This is a genomic window from Aeromonas sp. QDB20 (assembly GCF_027707805.1).
Classification (GTDB): domain Bacteria; phylum Pseudomonadota; class Gammaproteobacteria; order Enterobacterales; family Aeromonadaceae; genus Aeromonas; species Aeromonas dhakensis.
In genome coordinates, this window is sequence record NZ_JAPCJC010000011.1 from 77611 (window position 1) to 91034 (window position 13424).

Annotated in this window: 10 protein-coding genes; 4 read left to right on the plus strand and 6 right to left on the minus strand. The window is 62.7% G+C overall.

The annotated features are described in order from the left end of the window. Window positions 1-2 precede the first annotated feature (2 nt). Window positions 3-584 (minus strand): DUF4124 domain-containing protein, encoded by a 582-nt coding sequence (locus PG897_RS14230; protein WP_201882193.1) that lies wholly within the window; start codon window positions 582-584, stop codon window positions 3-5. Window positions 585-675: 91 nt separating this feature from the next. After that, window positions 676-2085: a glutamate--ammonia ligase gene (gene glnA / locus PG897_RS14235; RefSeq protein WP_005307807.1), complete on the minus strand. Its 1410-nt coding sequence runs from the start codon at window positions 2083-2085 to the stop codon at window positions 676-678. Between the two features lie 352 nt (window positions 2086-2437). Between glnA and typA the strand changes: the two genes are divergently transcribed. From typA to dtd, 3 genes are all read left to right on the plus strand, one after another. Then, window positions 2438-4249: a translational GTPase TypA gene (typA, locus tag PG897_RS14240; RefSeq protein ID WP_005307808.1), complete on the plus strand. Its 1812-nt coding sequence runs from the start codon at window positions 2438-2440 to the stop codon at window positions 4247-4249. 171 nt (window positions 4250-4420) lie between these two features. After that, entirely contained in the window at window positions 4421-5293 is an 873-nt protein-coding gene (locus PG897_RS14245; protein ID WP_017766237.1) for a virulence factor BrkB family protein, read from the plus strand. Window positions 5294-5373: 80 nt separating this feature from the next. Continuing rightward, window positions 5374-5811: a D-aminoacyl-tRNA deacylase gene (gene dtd / locus PG897_RS14250; RefSeq protein ID WP_017788643.1), complete on the plus strand. Its 438-nt coding sequence runs from the start codon at window positions 5374-5376 to the stop codon at window positions 5809-5811. Here the strand turns inward: dtd and PG897_RS14255 are convergent. After that, a complete protein-coding gene (locus tag PG897_RS14255) occupies window positions 5800-6477 on the minus strand; it encodes a spermidine synthase (protein ID WP_201882191.1) in 678 nt (225 codons plus the stop codon). The two genes, dtd and PG897_RS14255, sit on opposite strands and share 12 nt — an antisense overlap. 173 nt (window positions 6478-6650) lie before the next feature. On the opposite strand from PG897_RS14255, the gene PG897_RS14260 reads away from it, so the two are divergent. Beyond that, window positions 6651-7559 (plus strand): bifunctional GNAT family N-acetyltransferase/hotdog fold thioesterase, encoded by a 909-nt coding sequence (locus PG897_RS14260; protein ID WP_005307835.1) that lies wholly within the window; start codon window positions 6651-6653, stop codon window positions 7557-7559. 62 nt (window positions 7560-7621) lie between these two features. Here the strand turns inward: PG897_RS14260 and PG897_RS14265 are convergent, their stop codons facing one another. The 3 genes from PG897_RS14265 to pssA form a co-directional block, all read right to left on the minus strand. Next, window positions 7622-9688 (minus strand): AsmA-like C-terminal region-containing protein, encoded by a 2067-nt coding sequence (locus PG897_RS14265; RefSeq protein ID WP_043171994.1) that lies wholly within the window; start codon window positions 9686-9688, stop codon window positions 7622-7624. Between the two features lie 58 nt (window positions 9689-9746). Continuing rightward, a complete protein-coding gene (gene recG / locus PG897_RS14270; RefSeq protein WP_270829140.1) occupies window positions 9747-11816 on the minus strand; it encodes an ATP-dependent DNA helicase RecG in 2070 nt (689 codons plus the stop codon). A gap of 176 nt (window positions 11817-11992) precedes the next feature. After that, window positions 11993-13342 carry a CDP-diacylglycerol--serine O-phosphatidyltransferase gene (pssA, locus tag PG897_RS14275; protein WP_026139269.1) on the minus strand — a complete coding sequence of 450 codons (1350 nt, stop codon included), beginning with the start codon at window positions 13340-13342 and terminating at the stop codon, window positions 11993-11995. Window positions 13343-13424 lie beyond the last annotated feature (82 nt).

Genomic DNA, 13424 nt, shown 5'->3' on the forward strand with positions numbered 1-13424 from the left:
GATCACCCCTTGTTGTTGAGCGGGGTCGCTTTGGGGGCTGAATTGATGTTGGCCCGGTGCAGGTAGAAGGTGACTGCCTTGGATTTAGCAAGGATCGTACCGTCTTTGGCGAGCAGCTCGAGCTGGGCCTCGTGGGCACCGCGATCCAGGTTTTCGACCCGGATGGCGAGGGCATTGTTGACGAGAGGGGCCGCCTTGCCGTCCAGGGTCAGGCGCACGTCATACTGGGTGGGGGGCTGGGGCCTGACCTGGCCCTGGAACACCACGTTGCCTGTGTTGTCGCGCAGGGTGCTGCCCTGTTCCGGGGAGAGCAGTTCGATCACCAGCTTGGCCGCTTCCTTCTCTTTTTTGGCATCTACACCGGTCAGGCTGTTGAAATTGTCCACCTGGACCGAGCGGGGGGCAGTACCGATGAAGGGGGCGACGCGCAGATCGACCTCCTTGGCCTTCTGTCCCGGGGGCGGTGCATCCGTGTAGTGGACGACCCCCTGGTTGTCGGTCCAGGAGTATACCTTGGCGGCCTGGGCGGCACTGGTGGCCAGCAGCAACAGGCTCAGCATCCATACTGGGTAGGCGGTTTTCATCCATCTCTCCTTGACGGGATTCTGCTTAATCCTATCAGAGAAAAAACCCGCCTGTCGGCGGGTTTGGTCAAGTTCTGAGCTGGGATCCGGATTAAACGGAGTAGTACAGTTCAAATTCCAGCGGGTGCGGGGTCATGCGCACACGGTCAACGTCCTGCTGCTTCAGCTCCAGGTAGGAGTTGATGAAGTCGTCGCTGAACACGCCACCGCGGGTCAGGAACTCGCGATCCGCATCCAGCGCGGCCAGGGCTTCGTCCAGAGAGCCGGCCACGGTCGGCACTTCGGCTGCTTCTTCCGGCGGCAGATCATACAGGTTCTTGTCCATGGCATCGCCCGGATGGATCTTGTTGATGATGCCGTCCAGACCGGCCATCAACTGGGCAGCGAAAGCCAGGTACGGGTTGGCAGCCGGATCCGGGAAGCGGACTTCAATGCGGCGCGCTTTCGGGCTCGGTACCACCGGGATACGGATGGAGGCAGAGCGGTTGCGGGCGGAGTAGGCCAGCATGACCGGTGCTTCATAACCCGGAACCAGACGCTTGTAGGAGTTGGTGGTCGGGTTGGCGAAGGCGTTGATGGCCTTGGCGTGCTTGATGATGCCGCCGATGTAGTGCAGCGCCATCTCGGACAGACCGCCGTACAGGTCGCCGGCGAACAGGTTGACGCCGTTCTTGGCCAGAGACTGGTGGCAGTGCATGCCAGAGCCGTTGTCACCGAACATGGGTTTCGGCATGAAGGTGACGGTCTTGTTGTAGGCGTGGGCCACATTGTGGATCACGTACTTCAGTACCTGTACTTCGTCAGCCTTCAGGGTGAGGGTGTTGAAGCGGGTGGCGATCTCGTTCTGACCGGCAGTGGCCACTTCGTGGTGGTGAGCCTCAACGACCTGGCCCATCTCTTCCAGCACCAGACACATGGCGGCGCGGATGTCCTGAGAGGAGTCGACCGGGGCAACTGGGAAGTAACCGCCCTTCACGAACGGACGGTGGCCTTTGTTGCCGTGCTCGTAGTTGGTACCGGAGTTCCAGGCGGCTTCTTCGGATTCGATCTTCACGAAGCTGTGACCCATGGTGTTCGAGAAGGTGATGTTGTCGAACATGAAGAATTCCGGCTCCGGCCCGAACAGCACGGTGTCGGCGATACCGCTGGCTTTCAGGAAGTCTTCGGCACGTTTGGCGATGGAGCGCGGATCGCGGTCGTAACCCTGCATGGTAGCGGGTTCCAGCACGTCACAGACGATGTTCAGGGTGGTCTCTTCGGTGAACGGGTCCAGCTTGGCAGAGGCAGGATCCGGCATCAGCACCATGTCGGATTCGTTGATGCCTTTCCAGCCGCCGATGGAGGAGCCGTCGAACATCTTGCCGTCTTCGAAGAAATCTTCGTCGACCTGGTGGGCAGGGATGGATACGTGCTGCTCTTTACCCTTGGTATCGGTAAAGCGCAGGTCGACAAACTTGACTTCGTGTTCCTGGATCAGGGCCAAAACGTTCTGGGCTGACATGCTAAGTAACCTCCGGTGTTAAAACTCTTAGGGTGAATGCGTCATCACATTCACATAAGCCAGTATCGTGCCAAGTTTGTGACAGCTTGATTTCAGGGCATTTGCGACTACGGGCCTGCCCCGAGACTCGCTATCTCAGCGCGTTACGCCTCAAAGTAGTGCAACCTTGGATCGTTTTGGTGCACTAAAATGGTGCGTGGTATACGGTCGGCCCCTATCTAAGCAGGCTTTGATGAGAAGGTCTATGATCCTGATCCCCTGTTATGCGCGAATGTACTGCAATTCTGCTAGGCAGATCACAAAGGCGAGAGTACAATTAGCGCCCAATTTTACCCGGTGATTTGAGGCGAGAATGTTAGAGAATTTACGCAATATTGCGATTATTGCGCACGTTGACCACGGCAAAACCACGCTGGTGGACAAGCTGCTGCAGCAATCCGGCACTCTGGATCGCACCAGCGAAGGTCAGGAACGGATCATGGACTCCAATGATCTGGAACGGGAACGTGGCATCACCATTCTCGCCAAGAACACTGCGATCCGCTGGAACGACTACCGCATCAACATCGTGGATACCCCGGGTCACGCCGACTTCGGTGGTGAAGTTGAGCGTGTGCTCTCCATGGTTGACTCCGTACTGCTGCTGGTTGACGCCGTTGACGGCCCGATGCCGCAGACCCGTTTCGTGACCCAGAAGGCGTTCGCCCAGGGTCTGAAGCCGATCGTGGTCATCAACAAGATCGACCGTCCGGGTGCTCGTCCTGACTGGGTAATGGATCAGGTCTTCGATCTGTTCGACAACCTGGGCGCCACCGATGAGCAACTGGACTTCAAGGTTGTTTACGCCTCTGCACTGAACGGTTGGGCCACCCTGGATCAAGACGTCGAGTCCGAGAACATGGAACCCCTGTTCCAGGCCATCGTCGACAACGTGGAAGCGCCTGCCGCGGACACCGACGGTGCCTTCCAGATGCAGATCTCCCAGCTGGACTACAACTCCTACGTGGGCGTTATCGGTATCGGCCGCATCACCCGTGGTCGCGTCAAGACCAACCAGCAGGTGACCGTGGTGGGTGCCGATGGCAAGACCCGTACCGGCAAAGTTGGCCAGGTACTGGGCTACCTGGGTCTGTCCCGTACCGAAGTGGCCGATGCGCAAGCTGGCGACATCATCGCCATCACCGGTCTGGGCGAGCTGAAGATCTCCGACACCATCTGCGACAACGGTGCCGTTGAAGCGCTGCCGCCGCTCTCCGTTGACGAACCGACCGTGAACATGACCTTCCAGGTCAACACCTCTCCGTTCGCCGGTAAAGAGGGCAAGTTCGTGACCTCCCGCAACATCCTGGAGCGTCTGAACCAGGAGCTGGTCCACAACGTGGCCCTGCGTGTGGAAGAGACCGACGATCCGGACAAGTTCCGTGTCTCCGGCCGTGGTGAACTGCACCTCTCCATCCTGATCGAAAACATGCGTCGCGAAGGCTACGAGCTGGCGGTATCCCGTCCGGAAGTTATCCTGCGCACCGTAGACGGCGTTCTGCAGGAACCGTTCGAAACCGTAACCGTGGACGTGGAAGAAGCACACCAGGGTTCCGTTATGGAGCAACTCGGCCTGCGTAAGGGCGAGATGACCAACATGACTCCGGATGGCAAAGGCCGTGTTCGCCTCGACTTCATGATCCCGAGCCGTGGCCTGATCGGCTTCCAGACCGAGTTCATGACCCTGACCTCAGGTACCGGTCTGCTGTACCACACCTTCGACCACTACGGTCCGCACAAGGGTGGCAGCATCGGTGAGCGTCAAAACGGCGTGCTGATCTCCAACGCTACCGGCAAGGCGCTGACCTATGCCCTGTTCGGTCTGCAAGACCGTGGTCGTCTGTTCATCGGTCACGCGACCGAAGTGTACGAAGGCCAGGTGATCGGTATTCACTCCCGTTCCAACGACCTGACCGTCAACTGCCTGAAGGGCAAACAGCTGACCAACATGCGTGCCTCCGGTACCGACGAAGCCCAGGTGCTGACTCCGCCGATCCGCATGTCGCTGGAACAGGCTCTGGAGTTCATCGACAACGACGAACTGGTTGAAGTCACTCCGAAGAGCATCCGTATCCGCAAGAAGCTGCTGACCGAGCTGGACCGCAAGCGCGCCGGTCGTGCTTGATCCGCTGCATCAGCGATGAAAAGAGGCCTGCGGGCCTCTTTTTTTATGGTCGTTTCCCGCAGAAGGGGCCACAGTCGCGCCCGGACGAGTCGCATCCGGCCGGCTCGCGGGTGGTCAAACGGTGACGGGATCTGACACAATGTCGACATGATGAAGACATCGGGAAGCACAATGCAGCTGAAATCCGGTGGCCGTCTCGGTCACGCCCTCTCTTTCTTGCGCCATGATGGGCGCCATTTCGCCCAGTTCGTCTGGGGCCGTTTCCAGCAGGACAGGCTGACGGTCACCGCCGGCTATCTGGCCTATGTCACCCTGCTCTCCCTGGTGCCCATGATCGCCGTGGTGTTCGGCATGATGTCGGCCTTTCCGGTGTTTCAGAGCCTGAAGCAGGCGATGGAGCAGTTCGTCTATCACAACTTCGTGCCCACCGCCGGCGAGATGCTCAAGGAGTACATCGACGGCTTCGTGGCCAACGCCACCAACACCACGGCGGTCGGCATCGGCGCCCTGATCGTGGTGGCGCTGATGCTGATCTCGGCCATCGACAAGAACCTCAACTACATCTGGCGTTCGACCCGGAGCCGGCCGCTGGCCCAGGCTTTCGCCATGTACTGGATGATCCTGACCCTGGGCCCCGTACTTATCGGGGCCAGTATCGCCATCTCCTCCTATATCTTCTCGCTGCGGCTGTTCGGGGCCGAGAGCCTGTTCGGCATCGGTTACCTGCTGCTGCGCGGCCTGCCATTCCTGTTCTCTGTGCTCACTTTCCTGCTGGTCTATACCGTGGTGCCCAACTGCAAGGTGCGGCTGATGCACGCCTTCATCGGCGCCCTGGTGGCGGCCACCCTGTTCGAGCTGGCCAAGCGTGGTTTTGCCATCTATATCACCAACTTCCCCTCCTATCAGGCCATCTATGGTGCGCTGGCGACCATCCCCATCCTGTTTGTATGGGTCTACCTGAGCTGGCTGGTGGTGCTGCTGGGTGCCGAGACCACCGCCTGTCTCGGCGAATATGAGCGACCGGGTGCCGATGAGTTGGCCTGACCCGCCCCCTTGCTGTTAGCATCGACGACCGCCCCCGTCAGCAGATGGGGGCGGTCGTTTCGTTTTGAGAGGAGAGGGATGTGATTGCACTGATTCAGCGGGTCAGCGAGGCCAGCGTAACGGTAGAGGGCGAGGTGACTGGGGCTATCGGTCAGGGTCTGCTGGTGCTGCTCGGGGTGGAGCAGGGGGATGACGAGGCCAAGGCCGACAAGTTGCTGCACAAGGTGAGCGGTTACCGCATCTTCTCCGATGAGAATGGCAAGATGAACCTCAACGTGAGCCAGGCCGGTGGCAGTCTGCTGGTGGTCTCCCAGTTCACCCTGGCTGCGGATACCAACAAGGGGATGAGACCCAGCTTCTCCGGCGGCGCTCATCCGGTCGAGGCCGAGCGGCTGTACGACTACTTCGTGGCGCAGGCTACCGCCAGCGGCATACCGACCGCAACCGGCCGCTTCGCCGCCGACATGAAGGTGGCGCTGGTCAACGATGGTCCGGTTACCTTCTGGCTACAGGTCTGACGCCAGCAGATCGCGCGGGCTGGTGTGCAGCAGTATGTTGCGCAGCCCAGGTACAGGGTAGGGGGTGGTGGGGCCGACCCACTGCTCCAGCAGCATCAGCACCCGGGTCAGCTCGAGGCGGGTGCGCGGCAGCAGGTTAATGATGAGCTCGCCGTTGAGGCGGGGGGCCAGTGCCTGATAGATGCGCTCCTGGAACAGCAGCGGCGGATTGCCGTCCTGGCTGAACAGATCGAGCAGGATGAGGTCGTACTGCGCCTCGCTCTGCTCCAGAAAGGCGAGGGCATCGGCCTGGTGCAGGGTCGGTGTACGCTGGCTGCCTTGTTCGGGCTGAAAGAACAGTTGATAGAGAGTGATCACCTCTTCATCGAGGTCGACGCACTCGTGGCGGGCATCGGGCCAGCGTCGACGCAGATGGCGAGTGAGATCGCCGCCCCCCAGCCCCAGTTCGAGGATGCTGGCGGCCTGTTCGGGCAGCAGGTAGGCGATCACCTGTTGGTGCGGCAGGCAGAGGGTGGCGGGCTCGGCCAGGGACATGGCCGACTGCACCACGCCGTCGATCTCCAGCCAGCGGTGATGGGCATTTTCCTGCACGGTGAGCCGGCGCTGGGGCTTGGCGCTGAGGTGCAATAAGTGGTCGGCTTGGTACGCTTGCAGATTGAAGTCCATGAATTTGCACGGCAAGATGGTTTTCGACCAGTGTAACTCAAGGATGGAACTATGTACCGGGTGGTCACCCCCCAGACGGCAGCCGAGCTGGATGCCCATTACCAATTGAGCTGGGAGGCATGGGTGCGCAAGCCCTTCACTCTGTCCGTCGGCGCCAACTCAAGGATCGCTTTATGTACCGGGTAGTCACTCCTCAAACCGACGCCGAACTGGATGCCTACTACCAGTTGCGCTGGGAACTACTGCGTAAACCCTTCAATCTGCCTCTCGGTTCCGAGCGGGACGAATACGACACCGTCGCCATTCACCGGCTGATGCTGGCCCCCGACGGCACACCCATCGCGGTGGGGCGGCTGTTTGTCGGCGGTGACGAGGCGCAGATCCGCTTCATGGCGCTGCGCCCCGAATTTCGCGGCCAGGGGCTGGGTGCCCGCATGGTGCAGGATCTCGAACAGCTGGCCTGCAGCGAGAAGGTGAAGCGACTGGTGATGAATGCCCGCCAGGAGGCGGTGGAGTTCTACCGCAAGTGCGGCTTTCTCGAGGTGGGGGAAGGCCCCGTCTCCTTCGGCCGCATCCCGCACCGCCAGATGATCAAGTCTCTGAGCCCGCTGCAGACCATCCAGTACCGCCCCGAGTGGTGCCAGGATCTCACCACCCGCTGGTCGCAGGGCATTCCCATCAGCGAGAAGATGGGGGTGCACATCACCCACTACGACGGTCAGACCTTCCACCTCAAGGCCAATCTGGCGGCCAACCTCAACGTGCATGACACCATGTTCGCCGGCAGCATCTACAGCCAGTGCGTGCTGGCGGGCTGGGGCCTGATCTGGCTGCAACTCAAGGAGGCGGGGCTGGTGGGGGATACGGTGCTGGCGGAGGGCAATATCAAGTACTACCGGCCGGTCAAGGAGGAGCCGGAGGCGCGGGTGGCCCGCGAAGGCATGCCTGCCGTGCTCGAGCCGCTCAAGGCCGGTGAGTCCGCCAAGTTCAGCCTCAAGATCAAACTGTTCAGCGGCGACAAGCTGGCAGCCGAGTTCCTCGGTCACTACGTGGTGCAGCCGGTCAAGCGGCCGGGTCAGTAGCCCCGCGCGGGATCCCATCAAGCAACAAGGCCTCATCACGAGGCCTTGTTGCTTTCTGTCGGCTAGCCGTTGGCGGCCTGTGCGGCCTGGGCCTTCGGCGCCGGTCGCCAGAGCGGGCTGCCGTTGCCCTGGGGCGGGTAGCGCACGCCGGTCTCCCAACCACAGCCGTTCGGCTTCTGCTGGAAGCCCCAGCTGAGGGTCGGCTCGGCGAGCGGCCCGCGCCACTGACCGAGCAGCTCGGCGCAGTGCTGGCCGTTGAGAACGCCCAGATCCAGCTGCCACTGCTCATTGACCAGATCGACGCTGCCCTGCAGCCCCAGCAGATGGGTGATGGTGGAAGCGCCGGCCTGCTCGATCTTCAGCTGGCCCTGGGCCACCTTGCCCTGCAGCTTGATGCGGTAGAAGGGGGTGTCGCCCTCCTGCATCGCCTGCCAGAGCTCGGCCGGGGTGAGGGTCGGCGCCGCCGCCTGCTTGAACCACTGATCCAGCAGCGGATCTATCTTCACCTTGTCCCAGAACGGTTCGGTGGCATCGAGGGCAAAATTCCCCTGCAGGGAGCTGCGCCAGGCGCCCGGGGTGCCGCCGTGCAGCGCCTGCAGATCGGCGCTCAGGTCCAGCTTGCCGGCGAAGGAAACGGGAGAGTGGAGGATCTTGCCCCATTGCACCAGATCCAGCTTCTCGCCCTTGAGCTGCAACCGGCTGGTCTGGCCCGGCTCGCGTCCCCACTGGCCGCTCAGGCTGAGGCTGCCCTCATCCGGCAGCGAGCTGGTGAGCTTGTTGAGCTGCCAGGAGCCGGCACTCAGCTCGCCATCCAGCTCGCCGCTGCGGGCGCTGAGGCCGTCCCACACCAGTTCGAACCAGGCGCTCTCGAGGCGGGCCCGGCCCAGCAGCGCCCCAGGCTGATTTCCGCGCAGGCTGAGATCGGTCAGATAGAGCTGCCAGCCGGTCAGCGACAGGGGCAGGGTATCGTCGAAGGAGAGCACCTTGAGCTTGTCGAAGGCCAGCTTGCGGATGTCGATCTGCTGCGGGCGCCAGCTCTGCCAATCCTGCCACCACCCTTCCGGCAGGCTGATGTCCATGCCGCTCAGCGCCATGTCCTTCAGGGTCAGCTTCTGCTGCAGGGGATCGAAGGAAAGTTCCAGGTTGAACTCCCCTTCATAGGCCTTGCCCTGCAGCTCCGCATCCAGCTGCTGGGGCGAGAAGGCGACCTTGCCCTGAATGGCCTCCAGCTGGAACAGGCCACGGCCGAGATCACCGAGGGTCCCCGAGAAGTAGCCGCTGGGCGTGTTGCCAGCCTGCCAGTTGAAGGCGGTCAGCTGGCCGCTGAGGTTGTTGAGGGCCAGCTCCTGCTCGATGTCGTTGAAGCTGAGATCCCGGATCTGGCCGAGATCCAGGCTGACCTGGCGTAGGGGGGATTCGGCTTTGGCGAGGATGCCCCACTCGATGCGCATGCCCTGGCTCTTGAGGTTGTTCAGCCGCAGGCTGCGGGCGGGCCAGTCGAGCACCATGCCGGTCTCGAGCAGACCGTCGAACAGGTTGGCGGTCAGCTTGTCGGTGCTCAGCACCTGCCCCTCCAGCCGACCGGCCAGGTTGAGGCGGGAGAGGGCCCAGGCCGGGGTCGCCAGCTCAGTGATGTTGAGGGTCAGGTTGGCCTGGGGCGGGCGCACCGGATTGAGCAGCTGCCAGTCGCTCAGGGTGGCGTTGAGGCCGCGCAGGGTCAGCCCGTCGCTCTCCAGGCTGAGCCGGTCGATGGTGCTGTCGGTGATGGTGAGGGAGTGCACCGGCAGGCTCGGCAGCTGATTGGGCAGCGGCAGCTTGATGGCCGGGCGAATGAGGTCGAGATGGGCGATGCGCACGTCCCGGTTCAGCCAGTCGATGCTCTCTATCTCGAGATAGATCTTGTCGAGGGTCACGGCGTTGCCGTAACTCACCTGCTCCGCCAGCAGGGTGTAGGGGTGAAGCGGGTTGAACACCAGTCGGCCTATGGTGACGGGTACGCCAGTCTGCTGGCTGAGCCAGCCGGCGATGGGCCCCTTGGCCCGCTCGGCGTCGAACAGGCCGAGGCCGACCCAGACAAACAGCAACAGGAAGGCAAGGGTGTAGAGCAGGCCGCGCAGCCAGGAATTCATAAGCGCTTTCCTCCTGTATTGGTTGAGTGATCAGGCGTTGGCAGCGTGATCCCGCAGGTCAGGCATTGGAATAGTGATCCCGCAGACCGAGCCAGCGACGTATCAAGGGTTCGACATGATCTGGGTGGCGGTCCATCAAGAAGCGCGCCATCTTCTGCACCTGCGGGATGAGCGGTTGATCCCGCACCAGATCGGCGATCTTGAGATCGGCCAGGCCGGTCTGGCGGGTGCCGAGCAGTTCGCCCGGGCCGCGCAGCTCCAGATCCCGCTGGGCGATGAGGAAGCCATCGTTGGTCTCCCGCAGCACCCCGAGCCGGCTCTGGGCCGTCTTTGACAAGGGAGCATGATAGAGCAGCACGCAGTGGGAGGCCACCGAGCCACGCCCGACCCGGCCGCGCAGCTGGTGCAGCTGCGCCAGCCCCAGTCGCTCCGGGTTTTCGATGATCATCAGGCTGGCGTTGGGCACGTCCACCCCCACCTCGATGACGGTGGTGGCGACCAGCAGTTGCAGTATGCCTGCCTTGAACTCCTCCATCACCCGCTGTTTCTCGACCGGTCGCATCCGGCCGTGTACCAGCCCGATGTGCAGGCCGGGCAGCAAGTTCTGCAGCTCTGCGGCGGTGTCCTCGGCGGCCTGGCACTCCAGTACCTCCGACTCCTCGATCAGGGTGCAGACCCAGTAGGCCTGCTTGCCCTCCTCGCAGGCCAGTCTGACCCGTTCGATCACGTCCTGGCGGCGGCTGTCCGGCAGCGCCACCGTGGTGATGGGGGTACGGCCCGGTGGCAGCTCGTCGATGATGGAGGTGTCGAGGTCGGCATAGGCGGTCATCGCCAGGGTGCGGGGGATGGGGGTGGCGGTCATGATGAGCTGGTGGGGATGAACCCCTTCCCGCTCTCCTTTTTCCCGCAGGGCGAGGCGCTGATGCACGCCGAATCTGTGCTGTTCATCGATGATCACCAGGGCGAGGCGCTGGAACACCACCTGCTCCTGGAAGATGGCATGGGTGCCCACCACCATCTTGACGCTGCCGTCGGCGATGGCAGCCAGCGCCTCCTCCCGCGCCTTGCCCTTCTGCTTGCCCGCCAGCCAGCCCACCCCGATGCCGAGCGGTTCCAGCCACTTGGCGAAGTTGATGGCGTGCTGTTCGGCCAGCAGCTCGGTCGGCGCCATCAGTCCCACCTGACAGCCGTTGCCGATGGCCTGCAGGGCGGTCAGCGCCGCGACCAGGGTCTTGCCGGAGCCCACGTCCCCCTGCACCAGCCGCATCATGGGGTGGCTCTGCTGCAGATCCTTGCCTATCTCGGCCACCACCCGGTTCTGGGCACCGGTGGGGGTGAACGGCAGGGCGCCGAGCAGCTGTTCCACCAGCGCTGGCGCCGGCTTGAGGGCGCGGGCGAGCTGGGTCTGTGCCTGGGCCCGCACCTTCAAGACCGAGAGGTTGTGGGCCAGCAGTTCCTCCAGCACCAGCCGCTGCTGGGCCGGGTGCTGGCCGCTCTCGAGCAGGGCCAGCGCCACCGAGGGGGGCGGACGGTGCAGCAGCTTCAGGGCCGCGGCCAGATCGATCTGCTGGGGATAGAGGCCGGCGGGCAGCAGCTCCTCCACGCCATAGAGGTCGAGCTGGGCCAGTGCCTGATCGGTGAGGCTGCGCAGGGTGAGCTGGCGCAGCCCCTCGGTGGTCGGGTAGACGGGGGTGAGCGCCTCTTCGGTCTGGCCGGCCTGCTCCTCGCCGAGCAGCTTGTACTCGGGGTGGGCCATCTCCAGCCCGTACTTGCCGGGGCGCACTTCGCCGAAGCAGCGCATCAGCCGGCCCGGACTCAGGCTGTTCTTCTGGGCGGCGGTAAAGTTGAAGAAGCGCAGGGTGAGGGTGCCGGTGCCGTCGCTGATGCGGCAGACCAGCATGCGGCGGCGCTCCATCACCAGCTGAGTCTCCTGGATCTCCCCCTCGACGGCGCCGTGCAGGCCGGGCGGCAGATCGCCGATGGGCCACACCTGGGTGCGGTCCTCGTAGCGCAGGGGGAGGTGGAACAGCAGATCCTGCACCGTGGCCAGCCCCAGCCGCTCGAGCTTTTCCTGCATCTTGCTGCCGACGCCCTTGAGGCTGTCGAGGGAGATTTTATCCAATTTCATCAATTAGATGCCCGAAAACACTGTAAATATGTCCAGATGATAGGGTTTATTGCCGTCCCGACGCAAGCCGCGTCGCGCGGTTGGGGCTCGGCTGGTGGGGAGCGGAGCCCCCAATGACAAGGGCCTGCCGAGATGCGGCAGGCCCTTGTGAGGATACCCGAGGTCGCGATGCGCGGTCAGATGATGCGCTTGAGCAGGATGTGCGCCTTGACCCTGTGGATCCGGGCCAGCAGCTTGCGCACCTGATCCGGGTAGTCCTGGATCTGCTCGATCTGATCGAAGTGGCTGATGCGCTTGGTGTTGGTCAGGATGTTCTCGCGCTCGGCATTGAACTGGGGCCGCAGCAGGTGGCGGCGATCATAGACCAGCAGGCCGTTCTCCAGGTCCAGCGCCCAGGCGCGAGGATTGAGGTTGTTGCCGGTGAGCAGGGCCCACTCGTCATCCACGAAGATCCCCTTGAGGTGGTAGGAGTTGCGCTCGCAGCACCAGAGCATCAGGTTGAGACGGCCGGCATCGATATGATGCTGGTTGCGCTCGGCGAACTTGCGCAGGTTGGTCTCGTACAGATAGGGCAGACCGCCGATGGTGGAGAATTTCTCCTCCGGCGGAATGAAGAAGTCGTTGGCTGTCTTGTCGCCCACCACGATCGTCACCTTGCAGCCGCGCTTGAGCAGGGCCTCGATATCCTTGTTCAACTCCTTGGGCGGGTTGAAGTAAGGGGTGCAGATGAAGATCTCCCGCTCGGTGGCCCGTACCAGGGTGCGGATCATCTTGTTGAGCTGGTTGCCGCGCTTGCCCAGGCCGCTCATCGGGGTGATGGCCACCTCCTGGCTGTTGACCGGCATGGTGTCGAAGCGGTACTGACCGAGGCGCAGGTTGTGCTTGAAGCGGCGGATCGGTCCCTTCAGCTGCTTGGCGCTGGGGATGTCGGTGCGATCCAGTCGCTGTACCGCTTCGCTGCGCAGGAACAGGTCATCCACGTAGTTGACCATGCTGCGGGTCAGCTCCGGGCTGGTGATCTGGTGATAACGGTCGAAACGGTAGCGATCCTGCTGGTGCAGGTAGATGTCGTTGAGGCTGGCACCGGAGTAGAGCAGGGTGTCATCGAAGATGAACCCCTTGAGGTGCAGCACTCCGAGCAGTTCACGCCCTTTCACCGGCACGCCGTAGATGGCGATCTGGTGCTCGTGGCGAGCGGCCATCTCCTGATACATCAGGTGGTTGCCACCCTGCTTGCCCTTGCCGATCAGGCCGCGCTGGGCACGGTGGAAGTCGACGAACACCTTGACGTCGAGGGCCGGGTTGCGCTGTTTGGCGGCATAGAGGGCAGAGAGGATCTCCCGTCCCGCCTCGTCATCCTGCAGATAGAGCGCCACCAGATAGATGCGGCGAGTCGCGCTGGCGATGAGCGAAAGGATCCGGCTCTTGAAGTCCTTGGCGCTGCTGAGCACTTCAAACTGGTCTGCGGCGACGGCGATCTGGGGCAGGCGCGCCAGCAGCTGTCGATAATGTGCCGATGAATGCATAGAGAAACCTGAAATCACTGCGTTAAGCGTTCCACTCGGAGCGATGGATAGGCGATTCTAGCAATCTCGCCCTGTTAGCCAA

Bases quoted from the DNA above. Each gene is read 5' to 3' on its own strand.
- PG897_RS14230 (WP_201882193.1), bottom strand. From the start codon at position 584: ATGAAAACCGCCTACCCAGTATGGATGCTGAGCCTGTTGCTGCTGGCC.
- glnA (WP_005307807.1), bottom strand. From the start codon at position 2,085: ATGTCAGCCCAGAACGTTTTGGCCCTGATCCAGGAACACGAAGTCAAG.
- typA (WP_005307808.1), top strand. From the start codon at position 2,438: ATGTTAGAGAATTTACGCAATATTGCGATTATTGCGCACGTTGACCAC.
- PG897_RS14245 (WP_017766237.1), top strand. From the start codon at position 4,421: ATGCAGCTGAAATCCGGTGGCCGTCTCGGTCACGCCCTCTCTTTCTTG.
- PG897_RS14255 (WP_201882191.1), bottom strand. From the start codon at position 6,477: ATGGACTTCAATCTGCAAGCGTACCAAGCCGACCACTTATTGCACCTC.
- PG897_RS14260 (WP_005307835.1), top strand. From the start codon at position 6,651: ATGTACCGGGTAGTCACTCCTCAAACCGACGCCGAACTGGATGCCTAC.
- PG897_RS14265 (WP_043171994.1), bottom strand. From the start codon at position 9,688: ATGAATTCCTGGCTGCGCGGCCTGCTCTACACCCTTGCCTTCCTGTTG.
- recG (WP_270829140.1), bottom strand. From the start codon at position 11,816: ATGAAATTGGATAAAATCTCCCTCGACAGCCTCAAGGGCGTCGGCAGC.
- pssA (WP_026139269.1), bottom strand. From the start codon at position 13,342: ATGCATTCATCGGCACATTATCGACAGCTGCTGGCGCGCCTGCCCCAG.